Annotated in this window: 20 protein-coding genes; 10 read left to right on the top strand and 10 right to left on the bottom strand. The window is 36.7% G+C overall.

From position 1 onward, the window contains the following. A partial coding sequence (locus QVB70_RS09215; RefSeq protein WP_287585441.1) for a citrate/2-methylcitrate synthase occupies nucleotides 1-2093 on the top strand: 2093 nt, incomplete at its 5' end. Nucleotides 2094-2153: 60 nt separating this feature from the next. Here QVB70_RS09215 and QVB70_RS09210 read toward each other — a convergent pair. The 7 genes from QVB70_RS09210 to QVB70_RS09180 form a co-directional block, all read right to left on the bottom strand. Beyond that, nucleotides 2154-2468 (bottom strand): hypothetical protein, encoded by a 315-nt coding sequence (locus tag QVB70_RS09210; RefSeq protein ID WP_287585440.1) that lies wholly within the window; start codon nucleotides 2466-2468, stop codon nucleotides 2154-2156. Nucleotides 2469-2533: 65 nt separating this feature from the next. Beyond that, a complete protein-coding gene (locus QVB70_RS09205) occupies nucleotides 2534-3718 on the bottom strand; it encodes a hypothetical protein (RefSeq protein WP_287585439.1) in 1185 nt (394 codons plus the stop codon). A gap of 168 nt (nucleotides 3719-3886) precedes the next feature. Beyond that, entirely contained in the window at nucleotides 3887-4126 is a 240-nt protein-coding gene (locus tag QVB70_RS09200) for a 4Fe-4S binding protein (protein WP_287585438.1), read from the bottom strand. Nucleotides 4127-4190: 64 nt separating this feature from the next. Beyond that, entirely contained in the window at nucleotides 4191-4463 is a 273-nt protein-coding gene (locus QVB70_RS09195; protein WP_287585437.1) for a 30S ribosomal protein S26e, read from the bottom strand. A 198-nt stretch (nucleotides 4464-4661) separates the two neighbouring features. Further along, nucleotides 4662-4967: a hypothetical protein gene (locus QVB70_RS09190; protein ID WP_287585436.1), complete on the bottom strand. Its 306-nt coding sequence runs from the start codon at nucleotides 4965-4967 to the stop codon at nucleotides 4662-4664. Nucleotides 4968-5184: 217 nt separating this feature from the next. Continuing rightward, on the bottom strand, nucleotides 5185-5448 hold the full coding sequence (locus tag QVB70_RS09185; protein ID WP_287585435.1) for a 4Fe-4S binding protein: 264 nt from the start codon (nucleotides 5446-5448) through the stop codon (nucleotides 5185-5187). Nucleotides 5449-5678: 230 nt separating this feature from the next. After that, the gene (locus tag QVB70_RS09180; RefSeq protein WP_287585434.1) at nucleotides 5679-5918 is read right to left on the bottom strand and encodes a hypothetical protein; all 240 of its coding nucleotides are present in this window, start codon (nucleotides 5916-5918) and stop codon (nucleotides 5679-5681) included. A 240-nt stretch (nucleotides 5919-6158) separates the two neighbouring features. On the opposite strand from QVB70_RS09180, the gene QVB70_RS09175 reads away from it, so the two are divergent. The 3 genes from QVB70_RS09175 (at nucleotide 6159) to QVB70_RS09165 (ending at nucleotide 8476) form a co-directional block, all read left to right on the top strand. Then, nucleotides 6159-7037, top strand: coding sequence for a radical SAM protein (locus QVB70_RS09175; RefSeq protein ID WP_287585433.1), 879 nt, complete (start codon nucleotides 6159-6161; stop codon nucleotides 7035-7037). A 69-nt stretch (nucleotides 7038-7106) separates the two neighbouring features. Then, nucleotides 7107-8213, top strand: coding sequence for a hypothetical protein (locus QVB70_RS09170; protein ID WP_287585432.1), 1107 nt, complete (start codon nucleotides 7107-7109; stop codon nucleotides 8211-8213). A gap of 65 nt (nucleotides 8214-8278) precedes the next feature. Further along, a complete protein-coding gene (locus tag QVB70_RS09165; RefSeq protein WP_287585431.1) occupies nucleotides 8279-8476 on the top strand; it encodes a hypothetical protein in 198 nt (65 codons plus the stop codon). Here QVB70_RS09165 and QVB70_RS09160 read toward each other — a convergent pair. The 3 genes from QVB70_RS09160 to QVB70_RS09150 form a co-directional block, all read right to left on the bottom strand. Then, nucleotides 8457-8699, bottom strand: coding sequence for a DUF3795 domain-containing protein (locus tag QVB70_RS09160; protein ID WP_287585430.1), 243 nt, complete (start codon nucleotides 8697-8699; stop codon nucleotides 8457-8459). The genes QVB70_RS09165 and QVB70_RS09160 overlap by 20 nt on opposite strands. A gap of 211 nt (nucleotides 8700-8910) precedes the next feature. Continuing rightward, nucleotides 8911-9930, bottom strand: a complete 1020-nt coding sequence (locus tag QVB70_RS09155; RefSeq protein WP_287585429.1) for a leucine-rich repeat domain-containing protein — start codon at nucleotides 9928-9930, stop codon at nucleotides 8911-8913. A 153-nt stretch (nucleotides 9931-10083) separates the two neighbouring features. Then, nucleotides 10084-11229: an RNA-guided endonuclease TnpB family protein gene (locus tag QVB70_RS09150; RefSeq protein ID WP_287585428.1), complete on the bottom strand. Its 1146-nt coding sequence runs from the start codon at nucleotides 11227-11229 to the stop codon at nucleotides 10084-10086. Nucleotides 11230-11552: 323 nt separating this feature from the next. On the opposite strand from QVB70_RS09150, the gene QVB70_RS09145 reads away from it, so the two are divergent. The 6 genes from QVB70_RS09145 (at nucleotide 11553) to QVB70_RS09120 (ending at nucleotide 18698) form a co-directional block, all read left to right on the top strand. Then, nucleotides 11553-12296: an endonuclease NucS domain-containing protein gene (locus tag QVB70_RS09145; RefSeq protein WP_287585427.1), complete on the top strand. Its 744-nt coding sequence runs from the start codon at nucleotides 11553-11555 to the stop codon at nucleotides 12294-12296. Nucleotides 12297-12415: 119 nt separating this feature from the next. Further along, nucleotides 12416-14347: a hypothetical protein gene (locus QVB70_RS09140; protein ID WP_287585426.1), complete on the top strand. Its 1932-nt coding sequence runs from the start codon at nucleotides 12416-12418 to the stop codon at nucleotides 14345-14347. A 59-nt stretch (nucleotides 14348-14406) separates the two neighbouring features. Next, entirely contained in the window at nucleotides 14407-15153 is a 747-nt protein-coding gene (gene npdG / locus QVB70_RS09135) for an NADPH-dependent F420 reductase (RefSeq protein ID WP_287585425.1), read from the top strand. 42 nt (nucleotides 15154-15195) lie between these two features. Next, a complete protein-coding gene (locus tag QVB70_RS09130; protein ID WP_287585424.1) occupies nucleotides 15196-15987 on the top strand; it encodes a hypothetical protein in 792 nt (263 codons plus the stop codon). Between the two features lie 374 nt (nucleotides 15988-16361). Further along, the gene (locus tag QVB70_RS09125; protein WP_287585423.1) at nucleotides 16362-17927 is read left to right on the top strand and encodes a hypothetical protein; all 1566 of its coding nucleotides are present in this window, start codon (nucleotides 16362-16364) and stop codon (nucleotides 17925-17927) included. Nucleotides 17928-18110: 183 nt separating this feature from the next. Continuing rightward, nucleotides 18111-18698 carry a TMEM165/GDT1 family protein gene (locus QVB70_RS09120; protein ID WP_287585422.1) on the top strand — a complete coding sequence of 196 codons (588 nt, stop codon included), beginning with the start codon at nucleotides 18111-18113 and terminating at the stop codon, nucleotides 18696-18698. Nucleotides 18699-18812 lie beyond the last annotated feature (114 nt).

Below are 18812 nucleotides of genomic sequence, written 5' to 3'. Positions count from 1 at the left end.
CAGAACATATTTCCCAAACTAAAACAATAGAAACTGTGATCGTGGGACTTGGACGACAGGGAACTCGCCATGCTAAGTTAATGCATGATTACGGTACAACAATTACTTGTGGTGTCGCTCCTGGGAAAGGCGGCACAAGAGTTCATGAGACTATTCCTGTGTATGAAACGGCTAAGGAAGCGTTAAAATCTCATCCGAACATTGCAGTAGCTAGCATCTGGCGTCATTACTCCACTGCAAAAGATGCTACAATTGAAGCCATAGAAGCAGGAATCCCAATTGTCGTGTTAATCACCGAAGGGATTCCATTACGGGATGTAAGGGACATACTAGTAGCGGTTCGAAAACATAATACTATTTTGTTCGGAGGCAATACTCCAGGTATCATATTTCCTCCTGAAGGAATAAAAGTGGGCATGTTACCAGATATTTTTCATCCTGAAGAAGTTAAACTTGGTCAAGCTGGACCAAAAGGCGTGACAGTAATTTCAAGAAGCGGTGCGATTCTTTATCATCTATCTGATGCATTATCCAGCGCTGGCATAGCTCAAAACGCAGTCTTGGGAATTGGTGGCGATGGTGCTATTGGTTCTCGTTTTATTGATCTTGTTCAATTAATTATGAATTATAAAAACACAGATTTAGTAGTAATCGCGGGCGAAATTGGAGGAATGCAAGAAGAATCTTTAGCCCAAGATATTCAGCAAAATCCTGAAAACTACATAAAACCTTTAGTAGCTCTAATATCAGGTGCTAATGCCCCTGCAGGTAAAACAATGGGTCATGCGGGTGCTGTTGTCGCTCCAGGACAAAGTTATGGCACCTATGAATCCAAAAAAACAAGTTTAGAAAGAGCAGGAGTAGTAGTAGTTAATTCTCAAAGGGATTTAATTCAAGAAGTTAAACGACTTCTAAATAATAGACGTTATTTTCGAGTCGAGGATTATTATAAACGAATGCAACAAATATGGGGCGCTAAACCACCTGAACCAACATGGGGCACTCTTATTACGAAAGTTGTTCCAAATAATTTGCTTATAAGGGGGTATCCTCTCCAGGAGTTAATAGAAAAGAAAAATCTGCTTGAAATTGCATTCCTTGTTATTCAAGGAGAATTCCCTAAGTCAACTGAGCTTACAGAACTTGAAAAGTTAGCTTTACGAGCAATCAGAGATGACTTTCCCGTAATCAATCTAACCATAGAACCAAGCTCTCAAGATATCTCTAAAACTATTGGAACGTATCTCTTGTTAGATGACAGACTGCTGATGGAGGAAATTCGAAAATTACAACCCATTAACAAACTAATCTATACTTTAGGTCGCGTAACAAAATATTTCGCATTAGTATTTGGAAATCATAGATTTCTAGACAATCTTCCAGAAAATTCACCATTTTCAAATGCAATTTATCGTGCGTTTGTTGGTGAAGAAAATCCCGACCCTAGGAAAGTTAGATTGCTAGAGGCTATGATTTCTGCATGTGTTGATCATGGAGTTACGCCTCCTTCTGCTCAAACAACTCTTTTGTTAGCTTCTTCTAGAACCTCATTTGAAGTTGCTTTAGCAGGCGGAGTTCAGGCAATAACGGATGTTCATGGAGGTGCAGGTGCTAAAGCGGCAGAATTCTTTTTGGACATAATTAAAAATTCAAAAGAAAAGAACTTTACATTAGAAGAATCCGCATTTGAAGTGGTAGATAAAATCAGACGTTCTGGTAAACGTATTCAAGGATTAGGTCATAGAATACACACCAAAGATCCTCGTCGAGACATTCTCTGGAAATTATCAGAAGACGCTAAGGAAGCAAAGGAATGTGTAGAGTTATCTAAAATGCTTCCTAAAATCTTTCATAGAGTTAAAGGCATGAGTTTACCTATTAATGTGGATGGAGTAATAGGAGCAATTACTGCTGATATGAAATTATCTCCGCTATTAGCCAAAGTTATTTTTATTTTCGGTAGAATGGTCGGGCTTGCAGCACATTATTTTGAAGAAGTCCAGACACAATCTCCTATGCGAATGATTGTATTTAAACAAGCTGTATATAAAGGAAAAGACGTTAGACATATTAAGTCAATTACCCCACCCTGACGGATGGAGTCTTCTTGCAGAGGTTAGATAAAGTATTCTCGTGGCCATGTAAATCTTTTATCAATCTTCTGGCCAGCAATAAAGTCCCTCGGTGGCAGAGGCAATCTTAATTGCCAACTCCGCGTCAAATAAATCCCTGCGAATTATCTCGCCCCAACATTCAGGACTTCCGTTAGCTTCGGTTGGAATAACATAACTTTCTGGCCGCTTGTTAGTGAAAATATAGATGTCATCCGACTCCCAAAGATCCCCTACTTGGAAACATACGCGAATTATATCGTTCCATTGAAATTGAGCTTTCCATTCTTCGCCATCAGGCGGATTAACATCTAAAAAAACTGTATTTTCATTAAACGAGACATTATACCAAATCAAGAAAACACCTTTAATTGATTCAATTAAGTAAAAAACAAATTTGCAAAGCAGAATTTGATTATATTTCATTCAATTAATTCTTGAACTGTTTTTAGACCTTGGCCAATTAGTTCCATTTCCTCATCTGAATAGTCGTTTTTCAACTGTCTTATTAGTAATTCTGCTTCATAGAATTTCCCCATATCTTTATTAAAACTAGCAAGAATAAGGGAACGTGCTATGATAAAGATCGATTCTTTTTTTACAGCTTGTCTTTTCCCCTTGCTCTCTTTAAGAAGCTTATTTAATGTTATGAGTCCTTCCTGAGGATTTCCTGCAAGTATCCATGAAATTGAAGATAATGCAGTATATTTTGCAGCTGCAGCTATTTTGCCTTCTGAAATTTGTTTTTTTGCAAGTTTTTCATAATTTTCTGCCTTTTCTCTATAATGAGGCAAGAAACCCATACTGGAATCAGCCTCTTCTATTGTCTCAACTGATTCAATAATACCACCCGCTTCTGTAGTAAGTGTGTCGATTGTAATTTCATTTTCTACTGTAGGCATTTCTACCGTAGGAACTTCTTCTGTTGTTTCACCTACTTCTGTTGTAGTAACACTCACTTCAGTTGCAGGGCTTGTCTCTGTAGGTTCAGAGGGTGGTTCGGGAGTGACTTTTCCTGTAACCTCTTGTTCAATCACAGTTTCAATTTCTTTCGTAAGAGCTTCTTCTATGGAATAATGCTTTGCATGACCAACTGCTGCTTCAACTTGCATTTCTGAAATTGTTTGAAGTACTGCACTTGGTCGTACTAAACCCCCACTTTCTTTTGATTGATTATATGAGACTTGGAGCGATTGTTCTAAGGATGCGATTTTTTCACCAATATCTGAACTTCTTAAGGAAGGCGTAGATTTCAAAGCATTGTTGTATAACTCTTTTACTTCTTTGGCTTCCTGAAGAGCTTGATCATAGTACTCATGCTTTTTTTGAAACATAATCAATTTTATTCGACTAAGAATAGCTTTTAAAAAATCCTTAAGCTGAGGACTTGCAAAAAGGGCAGACGCTTCACGATATAAAGTCAAACAGGAAATATTATTGTTTTCTGCTAAACGATCGGCCTCTTGAAATGCTTCCACTGCTTTAATGCAAGTTGCTGAGTCTTCTTGATGTATACAAACGCGCCTTACATATTTTTTTGTAATTTGAGAGTTCTTTAACTGACAAAATATTCTATCTTCTTCCCTCTGAAGATATCTGCAGTCCATAATATCATCCGTAATTCAGGTCTTGTTATGGTTTACTTAATTTAATTAAAAAATACATCTTTTTTTGTATTTCTGTTTTGCAAATTTTGAAATTTTTCAAAAATAATAGAATAGAATACAGGTTTAATTATAACTTGAAGTCAAGTAGAAATAGCTAAGCAGAGTAAATTAGATTGCTTTTGCTGCTACCTTTTCAACAATGTATATGGCAAAATCAGGACAATACCATTCACAGAGCCTGCATCCATTACAGCGTTCCATATTAACAACTTGTGGTACGCGTTTACCACTTTTTAAATCATTATACATCTTAAGGGCGTCTCTTCCACAAAATGCAACACAGAGGCCACAGCCTTTGCAAAGTTCCGGCTCAACTCGGACAAAAAACTCAGGTTTGTCTTTTGGCATATAAAATCATCACCTGTGATAGGAGGAGTATTTTTTGCACTTTTTTGCCTGTTAATTAGTTTTTTTAATCTTTTCGTTCATTTTTAGCCCTGACTTTAACCATTCCTTTATGCACAGCACATGATACGCAAGCAGTTTTTGTGACCCGTCTTCGAGGTATAAAAGCCCCTTGTTGCCTTAATTCCTTCGAAATACGCGGATCGACCAGCGTGACATATTTTGTTACTTTCTTAGCTTTATCTCTAGGAACAAGTTTACCACAGAAACTACATTGAACCCTAGTGGACGCCCCTTTTTTACCTTTTGATCTTCCGCCTGACTTTCTCTTTTTACCCATTTTTTTCACTCATCTGTTTTTTACTTTTCAGAGAATTAAACTCTGACTTTAGACTTGCATGTAAAGTCTAAAGAGTATACTTTTAAAGGTTATGTTATTAGACAGTTTTCGCTCTTTAAGATTAACTCCTTCAATATCTAACACTCAAAAAAATATTTAGAATAACCTACAACACCAAGAGTTTTTAAAATAAGCACATTACTCTTTTCTTGTTCTACGCTTATCCATTCTTGTAAGATGGTCAGATAGCATCATTTTAATAGCCTCTCTGTCAAAAATCATGTCCCCTTGCAAACCTACAAGTTCGTCCTTGATATTCGTTTCCACCCGCGCATATAAAAAATCTCTAACGGCAGTTCGGACACAGTCACTGAAGCTGGTAAATACACCTTGATTAACTAAATGTTCAATAATACGTACATCAACACGGCTAAAGGGAATCGTTTTAGTTACGTATGGTTTAATATTCTTCTCATTCTTAGTGTCTTTTTTTGTTCTAGGCATTAAATCGCCTTTACTCTTTATTTAAGATTTAGAATTATTCGAATAGAGGGTAGAGAATGTTGTCGATTAATATTTTCCATCGAATGCCTTATGCGAGTAGCAAACGAATAATTCTAACTTTGTACACCAATTTCTTATTTTAAAATGATATCTGTTTAAATCACTATTTATAGATACTGCCGAGAAAAAACCTATTTTTGGAGAGAGAGAAGACAAACTAGGCAGATTCAACCCGTTTTATTTGTCCATCATCTGCAATAACAAAGGGAACTAATTTAATAATACCCTGTGGACATGCAGCAGCACATCTAATACACTCATCGATCGATAAAACGTATTCTGCACAAATTTTACGATCCACTTCAATGTCTAAAACCGTCTTTTTAAGGGCTTTGACTGGGCAGACATTTATACAGATCTTGCAGTTGTGACAATAATTACGATTTGTCAATTCGGGTGAATAGAAGACTTTTTCAGGCACAGAAATCCCATCGATTCCAACTTTATGCTAGTAGTTGTGTAGTCACCTTATTAGTTTATTTGAAGTGGCATTTTCATCGAACCTAATAATTCAACTCCGACTGGCCGCTGTAAATTTAGCTTATTTCATAGGAAAAGTAGTAGAAAAATCAGAAAAAACAAAAAGTGCCTTTTAGGGCAATTCTATAAGAAATTCAAACAGCTGTTGTTTGAATTTAAGATCACAGCTCGCTATAGAGAAGGTTTTTTAGTTCTATAGTGAATATCTTTATCAAAAATAACAAGAAAATGGTTTTCATCATATAGAAGTGGTTTTTGAAAACCCTCAGCAATCAACCTTAGTTCTTCCAGTGAATCAACTTCGATTATAACTATCTCTGGATCTTCTTCAGGGTGAAAAATACTAGTTATTTTGATTGGATAAATGAGGCAACGCTCATCATATGCAATAAGCTCGGTGAAAACTATCACTTCCTTTCTTATTTTGTGCTTTTCGTTTTAATTAGTACTATTGTTTATAATTCTAGAGAGACCATCGTACAAATGAAAGCTAAAAGAGCTATCCGAAGAAAAACAATAATTAGCCAAAATTAGCCGACAAAATTATGTTTGAAAAACAGGAGAAAATGTCAATGTGTTTGCTTCGAGATAGATAATCTTTTTTAAGATCCTGAGAATATGAAAAACTGAAAAGTCCAAAAGGTAGGCGTCATGGCAGTAAAAGGTGTTATAATACGTCCTCCAGTTGAAGCACACTCGGTTCTCATTGGAGTAACGGAGGGTTGCACTTGGAATAACTGCAGATTCTGCAGTGTTTACAAAGGAGTGCAAGACTATCGAGTTCGATCCAAAGAGGAAATTTTCAATGACATTGAACTATGGGCACAAAATTACGGTTGGAATGGAAGAGTATTTCTTGCTGGTGGAAACGCCTTGTCGGCACCAACCGACTTACTAATTGAAGTAATCGATCGAATAAAGCAAAGATTTCCAGTCGAACACATTTCTTGTTATGCCAAGAACCACGATCTGCTTAAGAAAACACCCGCGGAATTAAAGAAATTAAGAGAAGCAGGATTAGTTACATTGTACGTGGGCTTGGAATCAGGGAGTAACCTAGTCTTAAAACTTATGAATAAAGGAACTACAGCAAGAATGATGATAAAGGCCGCTAAGAAGGCAATTGAAGCGGGATTTCGGCTTTCGTTGTACGTGATTTTAGGACTCGGAGGCAAAGAACATACCGAGATTCACGCAAAGGAGACTGCTGATGTTTTAAATGAGATAAATCCTCCAATATTTCGATTCAGGACGCTGAATTTGTTCCCATGTGCTCCTCTATATGATGAATTGAAATCTGGTAAATTCCAAAGACTTACTCCTTTTGAGACTATTCTTGAGCTCTACAACATCCTGAAAAGGATAGAATCGCACGTAACCAGTGAAGTGTTTAATGATCATATTAGCAACTATGAAAATTTTGAAGGTAAACTGCCAGAAGATCTTCCTGGAATGCTTAAATTATTGGAACAACGCCTTAAAGACCCACAGACTAAAAAACTTCGACCAAAATGGTTAAATCATATGTAGTTTTTTTATTCTATAAGACTACTGGGTTCACCTTTGATCAGAAAATGATTTCTTTGAGTGTGTGATGTTTTGGGTTCAAGTTTAACTGCAGAAGAACTGATGGAACGTGCAAATACCTATTTGAAAGACGATGACTTTGAAAATGCCGCGGAAAACTACTTCCAAGCAGCAAAGGCGTTCATTGAAACCGGAAAGTATTATTTTTCAAGAGAAGCGTTTATTTCCATGTCAGTCCTTCTCGAAAAAGGAACAAAATATCTTTACTACATCCTAGAGAAAGCAAATGAACTGGCAAATGATTTAAATGACGCGAATGTACCAGAAATCTCTGGCGAAGTTCTTATGTTCTGTGCAAATGCGGCGTATGACATGAACGATATTGAACAGAGTGCATATTACTATGAGAAGGCATTTCAACACTATGCAATGTCAAATCTTGAAGAATATCGCGATGTCTCTGTGGCATGCCTTCTTAAGGCTGCATATTCATATTATACTTCTACTTTGTCAGAACTCGATAAAGAAGAACAATTAATTTTGAAGGCAGTTGAACTTCACCATAAAATGGAGAAATCAGTTCTCGAAATAGAAAGCAAACTCTCCGATTTCGTGAGAAGAAATCAATTTGAAAAAGCCTCTGAAGGATATAAACAGTTGGCTGAAATATTACTTTCGGAGATCGATAGTTTAAGGGATCTTATGACCGACTTCAAAGATTTTGATGCTGTAGCTGTAAACGTAAAAGCAAGGCTTATTCACATGGCGGCTGAAAATCTCTTAAAAGCTACACTTTTGAGCACCTCAGAACGGGGCGAATTATTAAAAACCACGTCGCAATTATTTGAGCAAGCAACAAACTTAATGTTCGGCTTAATTAATGTTGAGCAAGTAGATCCTGAGGATATGCAGCGTTTTGGTTTTGATTTTTTGCTAGCAACACTTCTTAAAGATAAAATAAATGGCAAGAAAGAAGCCAAAAAGTTTTACGATGAGATTTTATTCGAAATGATTGATGAAGATCTTAGATTGACTGTTCTTGAGAATAAATATGTTCAAACAGCTTCATTCATTCTTGAAGATCAGTCACATCTACTATTAAGAGCATTACAAAGGCTGCCAATTGGTAGATTCGAAGAATTGCGGGATATATTTGTCGATATGATTAAGAACCTTTAGCAGCTCATTATTCACTGAATCAGCTAAAACTCAATGTGAATTCTCTGAAAATTGTGTGAGTAGATATGAGAAAACACGTGCTTTACATTTCCGAAAACTATGAAGATTTAAGACTTATTGAAGATCTATTAGAAAAAGTTAAAGAGAGACATCAAGTTGATTATCAAATAGTTACTTCTGATATGCTTAGTAAAACTGATATTGAGGGTATCTTGGATCAGATAAGAATGGCAAGCCAAAGAGCTAAAATCCTTGTTCAGTAGCACAGGTTCGGAAGTGGCAATCAGAAGTCCAACACTTATCTGTCACACCTCTACACCTTTCACAAGATACAGAAGTAATGCTTGAATCAAAATTTTTTTTAAAGAATTCAACTAGTCTATCATGTAGTTCATCATCACCATGTGACGCGAGATAAATTTCGCATGCTGCACAATTTAATCCACAAAAACTGAGATCCCATCCTGTTTTTGTACCTTTATTCATTGCTTTTCTCCACATTAATTTTTTAAAGTAAAGTGCTATGACGATCCCTTGATCCAGCCTTTACTTTTTCTGTCGCGTAAATATAATTCGATAATTTTCACATTCAGATTTAAAACACTCAGTGCATCCTTCCATTTTCCCTGGCCCTGATTTTAAGGTCACTCGGTTATGGGGAAGAGCAAAAGACTCGATATAAATGAATTATAAAACTTTAATGACAAACAACTCCTCCAAGCATTTTAATACCAGATAACCATCTTGAAATGCTTGAGGAAAACTCAAATAGCGGATTGTTATCCAAATACAACATTTTAATAGTTCTAATATTAACAATAGAATCTGGTAATGTTGTCAAATTATTTCCACGTAAAATTAGTTCAGATAAAGACTGTAAATCTCCAAAACACTCAGGTAAGTTTTCTAGCTCATTAAATGCAAGTCGTAGTCTGACTAATTTGTTAAGGTTACATAAACCATCAGGTAGAACTTCTAAATTGTTGTTTTCAAGCCACAGAGCTTCTAAATTCTTCAAGTTGCTAATATTAGGTAGAGATAATAACTGATTCTCTTGCAAATATAATCGTTTTAATTGAATCATCCAATTAATACTATCAGGTATGGTTTTCAATTTATTTTTGCTTAAATACAATTGTATCATTGCAGATAATTTTCCAAAATTATCTGGTAATTCTATTATTTGATTGTTATGAAGATAAAGAAACTGAAGCGAAGGAAGATCACATATTGAATCAGGTAATCTCTTGAGCTTATTACTTGTCAAAATCAATGTTTCAAGGTGTATTAAACCAGCTATTCCCTCTGGTAGATGATTAATTAAATTTGATCCAAGACTTAAATATGTTAAATTGGTCAGCTTACCAATTGTATCAGGTAAGGTTTTTAATTTATTCCCATGAAGATTCAGGTTCACCAATTTTTGTAATTTCTGTATACTGTCTGGAATTTGAGTTATTTTATTATCCATTAGCTCTAATGATTTCAATTCATTCAATTCATTAATTTCTTCAGGAAATTCTTCGATTTTTTTCTTACCCAAACCCAATTCAATAATATTAGTATTTTCAACTACGAATCCAATTGAACTCGGTTCTACTTTATTAACAATAGGTATTATAAACCCTAATTTCTCTTCTAATCTTGTAATAATATCTACTTCTACTTGAGTAATTTTTTCTCCCCTGAAATCCACAGGATCATTATTGGAACTCATTATGTGCTTACCTTAATAAATGGATTGAGAGTAATATCAGAAGTTTTGTTCCATCAGGTCACAAGTATTGGGATCACAGCTTCTTTGCAACCGTGAACTACCACCCTACAAGTAGGGTGGCTTCCTGTATCCTCCATTCCCCAACGGGACATGTCAACCAGGCTCTACGGGCAGTTCCTGCCCTGATGATGACAGTGATTCTATATAGCGGGTTGATCGGTGTAACACCGTGATGGCAGAATTATGGTCTCTAGCTAACACCAGTCCACAGTAAGGACAGCTGTGGATTCGTGTTGCCAGTGTTTTCGGCACCAGCTTCCCGCACTGGCTACACAGTTGTGTGGTATTATAGGCACTCACATATTCTACGAGAGTACCAGCTTCCTCCGCTTTGTACTCCGTAAAACACATTAGTTGTCCCCATCCTGCGTCACTAATCGACTTAGCTACATGATGGTTTTTGACCATGTTGGTGATCTTTAAGTTCTCATACACAATTAGGTCATAGTTATCGACCAATTTCCGACTGAGCTTGTGATGAAAGTCCTTTCGTTGATAGTGTATCTTCCTATGTACCTGTGCTACCTTTTTGTTCTGCTTGTAGCGGTTATTTGAGCCCTTAACCTTCCTGTCTTTCCTTCGCTGCTCTTTGGCTACTTTCTTCTCTGACGTTCTCAACCAGCGGGGGTTAGCTATGGTCTCCCCATTATTTAACGTCAGTAAACTCTTCAGCCCAACATCTACCCCTATCGCTTTCTGTAGCTTTCTCTGGGACTCATGATTGGGAAGTTCTACTGAAAAACAAGCATACCAGTGGTCGACATCGCGTTTGATGGTACAGGTCTTGATCACGCCTTCAGAGGGGATAGGACGGTGTAGTTTAATGGTGATAGCTCCAATCTTCGAGAGGCGGAGTTTCTTCTTGCGGTAATCGAGGGTGAACCCACTTTGCGGGTAGGTAAAAGAGTCATATCGGTATTTCCCCTTAAATCGCGGGTAACCTGCTTTCTCACCCTTCTTGATGCGTCTAAAAAAGTTGTTAAAAGTCTTATCCAGTCTTCTCAGTGTGTCTTGGAGTACCTGAGAATGAACTGCTTGTAAAAACTGGTTGGTCTTTTTAGCGCCTTTCAGTTGATTAGCTTGCTCACCATAGGTAACTGATTTTTTATAAGTTTCCCATGCGTTTTTCCGCTCGGCAAGACCGTTGTTGTACAACAGTCGACAGGTAGTGAGCCATTGAGTTAAAGTAGTCGCCTGTTGTGTGGTCGGGTACAGGCGATATCTGTAAGTCCGTTTCATCACACCTATCCCTGTTTTCCCTCTGTTATTCATTTTATTAGATGTACTAGACGCAAAAACCTATTTAAAGATTGGGGACACTATGGTGAAAGTGAAAACGCAATTCATCCCCCCTAACAAGTTGAGGGGTCTTCTTGCGAAATAGTTACCATAAACAATTTTGGTGTAGAATAATAATACATGTTTACAGTATCAAGAATTTGAAAATTTCCCTCAATTATCAAACTTTCTAATTCAGAGAAAGTGATTCCTTTTATTTAGTGATTCCTTTTATTTAATCATCCAAAAACACAATGCGAAGTCGTAAAATAAAGTGAGTAGATATGAGAAAACATGTTCTTTACATCAAAGAAAACTATGAAAATCTAAGGGATATTAAGGATCTATTAGAAAAAGTTAAGGAAAAACATCAAATCGATTATCAAATAATCACCTCAAATATGCTTAGCGAAACCGAAATTGAAACAATCTTAGATCAGATAAGAAAAGCGAGCCAAAGAGCACAAGTGCGTGTAAGTAGTAGTGGAGGGGGTATGTTACCAATCTCAAGAAGTAAAAAATTGAATGTAAATCAGATACCGATACTTCTTGTAATGGATCAAGAACGACCGTGGCATATCTTTCCTAATGAAAAGGGCGGAAAAGGACAGAAGTTTGAGATAAGTTTTTATCTAGAAAAACTTCTTGAATCTGACCAAATAGAAGGATTTGAACAACTGGCTTTATCTGAGGAGGATATTGATAGAATTTTAGCAAACTTCCCTTCTATGATTGAAAAAGGGTTAAAATACGAATCTCGAGAAGTTGAAGTTGAGGGTGGAGTAATCGATATGGTTTTTATTGATTCAAAGGAAAATCACATGTTGGTTGAAATTGAGATTAAGGGAACTGATGCTGCTATAGGGCAAGTGAGTCGATTCTCCATCCCATATGCCAAGAAATTTGGTATACCGCATGAAAAGATACGTAAGGCAATTGTCTGCATTGAAATTTCTGAGAGTAGAATTGTCGCCTGTAAGGAAAATAATATTGAAGTTTATCAATTTGGCATCAAAAGTCGAGTCTAGCAAGTCTTTTTTTATCTTTGTTTCTTTTGAAGAAGTTTAATAAGTAACGAGAGCATTTTTTATTATAATGATATCTTCATTATTATTTTATAGCATATAGTAGATCTGGAGGCGTTTTAGTGTCAGATGTTAAAATCTCAGAAGTTGTACTCTATCGTTGCGGCGTGGGATTCTTCGCTGCAACTGGAATGCATGATAGTAAAGAACTGAAGCTGTTTTTTAAGCAAGAAGCATTAGATGACCTTCTCAAATCCCTGATCGTGCTTGTTAAGGGCGATAAAGTTAGGAATGTTGCGTTTGATTCAAAAGTCGAGATTAATGAAATTTTGAGATCGCTAAGTATTACTGTCCCTACGACTGAATCCTTCAAAGGACTACTTCGCGAACTGGTTGGAGAAGAAGTAGAAATTGCCCTTAAAGAAAGTACTATTCTAGGAAAAATTGTTGGAACTGAAAGCGAGGAAACAGAAAAACGAGAAGTTTTTGTGGCTTTAATAAAAGATCATTCTGGTAAAATTAATGTAATTCGATCTTTAGATATTCAAGGAATCTCTATAAGAAATGAAAAATTGCAGAAGGACTTGGATATTGCGTTAGAAACCATCTCCAATACTAAGCGGGAGAATATAAAAGCGATAAGCATCAATTTTACGAGTGAAGAACAAAAGGACGTTTTCATTGGTTTCATTGGTTCCATACCTTCTTGGAAGATCGCTTATAGACTTATTCATTCTGAAGATGAGGCAGCCATTCAAGGATGGGCGATTGTAGACAATACTACTACAAATGACTGGGATAATGTTATGTTGACCCTGGTGACGGGATTACCTATTTCATTCGTGTACGATCTTTATTCACCGTGGCGTATAATGAGACCACGTATCGAACGTCCATCTCAATATGGAATTGAACCCGTTATTGCAGAAGGTACATTGGAAGATATGACTTCTGATAGAAGAAGAGGAATGCGAGCCAAAAAAACAAAAGCTGAAAAAGAATACGCACCACCTGCTCCCGCCCCTACTTCAGGTATGGCTTTTGCAGCAGATTTAGCTGAAGAATTCGATAAGTCAGTTCAAACAGCCGCTACTACAGAGGAAGTTGGAGATTTCTTCGTGTTCAAAATAGATTCTCCTGTGAAGATTCTCAGAAATCAAAGTGCCTTGGTTCCTTTGTTCCAAGCAAAGGTTCCTTCAAGCAAGATAGCTTACTATGTTCCTGGCAAGACTGATAAAAACCCATTGTCGTGTCTAAAAATTGTAAACGACTCTCCCTCAAACATCGTTATAGAAGCTGGTCCTGCGACAGTTTTTATTGACAATGCATATTCCGGAGAATGTATGATGAGTCATCTTCGTGTTGGTGATGAAAGCCTGCTAAATTATGCATTGGAACAAGAAGTTCTTATAAATCGAGAGACACGCTATGAATCACGTGGTGTTGGAGTAGACATCAGCAAGGAATACATAGCAGAACGATTACTTGAAAAACAGATTATAACATATGACGTGAAAAACAAGAAAAAGGAAAAACTAATTTTAATTATCGATGAACCAAAATCAGATTTTAAGCCTATCGGGAAAGAACTTCCAATAGAAAAGACAAACAATTATTTACGTTATCAATTTACGCTTGAACCAAAAGAAACATTTACAGCGAAACTTGAATTGGAGCGAGTTAGATATACTTCAACATATAAAGCGCACCTTACAAAAGAAGATTTAGATCGATTATTGGCCGATAAACTCATCCAAGAACATCAGTATGCTCAGTTATTAGAAATTATAAAAATTAAAAAGGAAATCAAAGACCTAGAACAAGAAGAAGAACATTTGGAAACTATGGTTGATGCTGCAAATACTGAACAACAACGTCTTAGAGAGAATATCAAAGCACTTGGAACTAGTGAAGAAGAAGTCAAATTACGCAAGAATTATGTTAATAAATTATCCGAGCAGGAAACTGAGATCGAGAAGCTTGTAAATAGACGCGCAGAGATCAGGAAAAAACTCATTGAACTGAACAAAAAACTATCAAGCAAGTTAAAGTAGTCCAATAGTTAAAAATAAATATCCTGTAGATACTTTATACGGAATCGAGGGAAAGTCCAATGAAGGTTGCCATAATAGATGCAAAGGATAAACGCGCGATAGGTTTTGCCTTACGATGGGCGAAACATAATGATGTCAACCTCATTATTGGATCTAAGGATGAGAAATTTGCTATTGAAATCGCAGAAGAAATTCGAAATATTACAGGCGCACCAGAAGATCGTGTCACTGCTATGAAATTGGACACCGCCGCAAAAAACGCAAATATTGTTGTTCTAACTGTTCCATTTCAAGAACAAATTCCTATGCTTGAAGAAATAAAAGAATATCTGAACGAGAATACCATTTTAGTAGATACAACACTTCCGATAGAATTAACAGATGATGGTGAGCCAGTTTTTATGCAAACTGAAGCTGGTTCCTGTGCTCAACAAGCAAGTCAGATATTAGGAAACCATGTGAGAGTTGTTTCAGCCTTCAAACCTCTTGGAGCAGAATGTCTGTCTGAAATTGACGAAGAATTGACTTGTGACGTTATAGTGTGTAGCGATGATGCTGACGCAAGAAAAGCAGTAGTAAATCTAGCAGAAAAACTTACTTCCCTTAAGATTACAGAAGGGCCCCTATCTTTTGATATTCTCTCAGAAAAGTTTGTTGCAACATTGATCAACTGGAATAAGAAATGGGGACAGTTGTGCAACGTCATACGGGTACCGATGGAAGGCGTTGAAGGGTCGATGTGCAGTTGTGTAAACCCATTTTTGAAGGTATGTATGAACAGAGGCATAAAATGTCTGTCCATATGATTAGGCTGATTATGTCAATCACCCCCTAACAAGTGAGGGGGCTTGTTCCGTGAGGTAATAATTCTGAACAGTGCTTTATCGGATCTAGAAGATCATTTTCTTGTTCTTCTCCATGAAAACGAAGGCATTTTTCCCATGTATGAACGATGGGATATTGGTACGTCAGCGCTTTCTCAAGGTGGTAAATTGCTTTTCTGGTACGCTGGAAAGCTTAATATTGGATCAAAGATACTTTTAAAAATGGTTCGGCGCTTTTTAAAAGGAGGACTTATTGTAAGAAAGGACTGTAAGAGAATTAACTCTCCAGTAATGCGATATGTTCTCACAGAGACGGGAAAAGAAATTGCACTTCAAATTAAGATGAGATATGAGGCAGGCCCCTGTCTGAAGCCCCCCAAGGAATGCTATGTCAAGGTATTAACAAAGTCGATTGGAAGTAAAGGTATAGAACAACCGCTTTTTGCGATAAAGAAAGGAAATATATTATCACTCGAAAATGTCACATTAGAAAAAGAAGTCCTAGGTAACTCAGAATTCGTTATCACACGTGGGGACACGACTATTGTTACAGTTCGAAAAGAACACAAAGATTGTAAAGAGTTTGAAATTCTCATAAAATCATATATATTTGACGCTGAATTTATTGAAAAGGCAAAACGCTACGCACTTCTTCTTCTAAGAAAAAGAGAGAGAAATATTGAACTTCGAGAAACCTGTAAGTTTGTTCCTCTTGTGCTTCTCCCAGATGACTACTTCTCAGAAAAAACCCGTCTTCGGAAAAAAACCAAAAAACTTATCGAAGAGTGGAAAGAACATTCTCTGAAGGAAACATAGTTTTCTATAATCTACACACATTTTTAGAGCCTCATTGAAGCCAATGCTTGAATTGATCACCACCTAAAGGAAGGGGTTTTACTGCATAAAAGTAGATAAAAAATGAAGGACAGTCCGAGAAGCAAATAGTATACTGTACTATCACAATTACACAAGAACATCCTATTTTTTTTAAAACAAGATCGTAGAGCTTTTTTGGTTGAAAAGAGATTATTCTGTGGATCTCGTTTTCTTTGTATTAATCTGATTTTTACTGGTAAAGAATTGCGAAAGTTCTAAATATACGAAGAAAGTTCTCAAAAAAAATATTAAGGATCGGTGAAAAATTAACTTAGATAATTATGGAGCTTAAAAATTTTAAGAGGGAAAAAACAGTGAAAAAAGGCAGAGTTGTTGTTATCGCCTGTCTTGCATTCCTTTTACTAGCAATGACAGTATTCCCTAACGCTACTGTTGCACAAGATAGCCAAGAAAGATACGAGGAGAGACATTACCAAGTCTACGATCAGCAGAATGGTATGTGGCGCTGTGAATTTGTTGTGATCTTAAGAGTCCAAGAACCGATCCGTGAGCGAGATCAAGCATCATGTCGCGGAGAACTTCAAATACGTGGGATCGAACCAGGTTCAGAATTGTTGATCGAAGGGTATCAGTGGGAAGTTAGTACAGTAGATATGGATCATACTTTCAGTGGCGGAGATGATATCTCCCACACGTTGTCAAATAATGGCGAAAGATATGACACTAAATTAAACCTCGATGAGTTACCTAGTGATTATGAAGGTAGAGTAGATATTTGGCTAGCATTCTATTATTCATTTAAGTATAACGGACAATATATTGTAAATAACCTCGAAGCAAACACATGGACCTATGATGTTTATGCAGAAAGGGATATTGGCATTAAATCTCCAATTCCAGATATGCCAATAGAGGCATTTTTTGGTATAGTCATAGGATTATCCATTATTGCAGTATTAGGCGTTGTGGTATTTAGACAACGAAAGAAACTCCAAACGATACCTTTAACGCCCATTGTAACAAACCCAGCAGGCAGTCCTGAAGCAACATTAGCATTTTCTGACGCATCGTTTGTTCCAGGTTTGGTATCTTCGAAACGGGGATATGAAACCGCAGGACAATATTTGAAAGTTGGTATCAAAGTTGAAAACAATTCACCCCAGAGCATCACAGATGTCAGTGTAAAGTTAGAAACTCCTCAAGCCCTTGAAAAAATCAATCCGAAAACAGGTATAATAGATCTGGGAGTAATTAAGCCTGGTGGTTCTCAGTCAGCGAATTTTCAGCTTCAGCCCATTCGCTGCGTTGACGACATTTTGACCGGGATAATCATGTTCCGCGATCCTACAGGAAAATTATATACACAGGACATGAAACCCCTAGAACTAAAATCCGTATGTCCTATGCTTACGGGAGAGGATGCCGACCAAGAATGGATTTTGATGTCCCTAAAGAAAGGGAAGCTAAAAAGTAATAAAGCAAGTTTCAAATTTGATGGTGATCCAAACGTGGCGTTTGCAATGGCAGAACAACGAGTCAGAGGGCTTATACCCATCGATCGGGATGAAAGGTTTGTTGGAGAACACGGAGATCATTACATTGCCTACAGCGCCTATATTGGAAGGACTAAATACGGTGAATTCGATTTTGCAACAGAAATCACAGCATCAGGTTATGCGGGTCAGGGGTTGTTAACAGTCGCAGTATATTCAAATGAAGAGGCTATTCTTACTGGTTTCATCTTTGAGGTCATGCAAGACGTAAAGAAGAACATAGAAATAACTCAGGAAATCGACGTAGTAGATAAAGCATGTCCAGAATGTGGAGGGATGCTTGATATGGATAAAGTAGACGAAGAAGGATATATTAAATGCGGATTCTGTGATACAATGCTTCGAGTGCCTAAGTGGCAGCGCTAGAACTACTCTTCTCCTCCTATACTTTTCTTTGAATGCTTTTTATTTAACAAATTTAAAATCATTCTTTTTTAATATCAAATAACTCAGTACAGAACATATCTTCTTGGATGCTTTTCGATACAATTTTAAAGAATTGCGAATTAAAGTCTCAAGTTTAATTTAAAAGTTAACGGATTGATTTCTGTGTCTATTGATGTCTTTCTTGCAACATTTCTTCTATTAACAATATCAGAGTTAGGAGATAAGACACAGTTAGCTATAATCATACTGACTGCAAAATCCAGAAAGCCTGTCATTGTGTTTGTAGCAGCGATGACTGGATTTATTCTAATTAATGGAGTAGGTGTACTTATCGGGCAGATTATTGTTCAATTTGTTCCCTATTTATTTATTCGATTCTCGACAGGAATCATTTTCATTGTATTTGGCGTGATACTCCTTGTCAAATCCAAAAACACAAGCGATGAAAAGATAAATGATGAAAGTCTTATGGTAGATCAACATTCTTCTCTTTTTTTGACTGCATTTAGTTTTGTTGCTTTAGCTGAACTCGGAGATAAAACGCAAATTATTACAATTCTTCTTGTCGCAAATTATCAACTACCATTTGTGGTACTTCTTGGTGTACTTTCAGGCTTAGCCTTAGTAAGTGGAATTGGAGTGCTTGTAGGCGAATCTTTTTCACGGATAATATCTCCGAAAATGTTGCACATTGTTTCAGGTATAATCTTCATTGTTTTTGGCCTATTGACACTATTTGGAGTGTTTTAACTGATTCGACAGGAATCCTTCTTCCAACAGATAGGACTGAAAGGCGCTAGTGGAATTGTCTAGGCACCATTAGAGTTATAACCTATTAGCTAAAAAGCAAACTATTATGATAGT

Source organism: Candidatus Borrarchaeum sp., from assembly GCF_019058535.1.
GTDB classification, from domain to species: Archaea; Asgardarchaeota; Sifarchaeia; order Borrarchaeales; family Borrarchaeaceae; genus Borrarchaeum; species Borrarchaeum weybense.
This window is presented reverse-complemented; position numbering and strand designations above follow the sequence as displayed.

Excerpts from the sequence above, each read along its gene's own strand:
- QVB70_RS09205 (WP_287585439.1), bottom strand. The coding sequence starts at position 3,718 with ATGGACTGCAGATATCTTCAGAGGGAAGAAGATAGAATATTTTGTCAG.
- QVB70_RS09200 (WP_287585438.1), bottom strand. The coding sequence starts at position 4,126 with ATGCCAAAAGACAAACCTGAGTTTTTTGTCCGAGTTGAGCCGGAACTT.
- QVB70_RS09195 (WP_287585437.1), bottom strand. The coding sequence starts at position 4,463 with ATGGGTAAAAAGAGAAAGTCAGGCGGAAGATCAAAAGGTAAAAAAGGG.
- QVB70_RS09190 (WP_287585436.1), bottom strand. The coding sequence starts at position 4,967 with ATGCCTAGAACAAAAAAAGACACTAAGAATGAGAAGAATATTAAACCA.
- QVB70_RS09175 (WP_287585433.1), top strand. The coding sequence starts at position 6,159 with ATGGCAGTAAAAGGTGTTATAATACGTCCTCCAGTTGAAGCACACTCG.
- QVB70_RS09165 (WP_287585431.1), top strand. The coding sequence starts at position 8,279 with ATGAGAAAACACGTGCTTTACATTTCCGAAAACTATGAAGATTTAAGA.
- QVB70_RS09160 (WP_287585430.1), bottom strand. The coding sequence starts at position 8,699 with ATGAATAAAGGTACAAAAACAGGATGGGATCTCAGTTTTTGTGGATTA.
- QVB70_RS09155 (WP_287585429.1), bottom strand. The coding sequence starts at position 9,930 with ATGAGTTCCAATAATGATCCTGTGGATTTCAGGGGAGAAAAAATTACT.
- QVB70_RS09150 (WP_287585428.1), bottom strand. The coding sequence starts at position 11,229 with ATGAAACGGACTTACAGATATCGCCTGTACCCGACCACACAACAGGCG.
- QVB70_RS09145 (WP_287585427.1), top strand. The coding sequence starts at position 11,553 with ATGAGAAAACATGTTCTTTACATCAAAGAAAACTATGAAAATCTAAGG.
- npdG (WP_287585425.1), top strand. The coding sequence starts at position 14,407 with ATGAAGGTTGCCATAATAGATGCAAAGGATAAACGCGCGATAGGTTTT.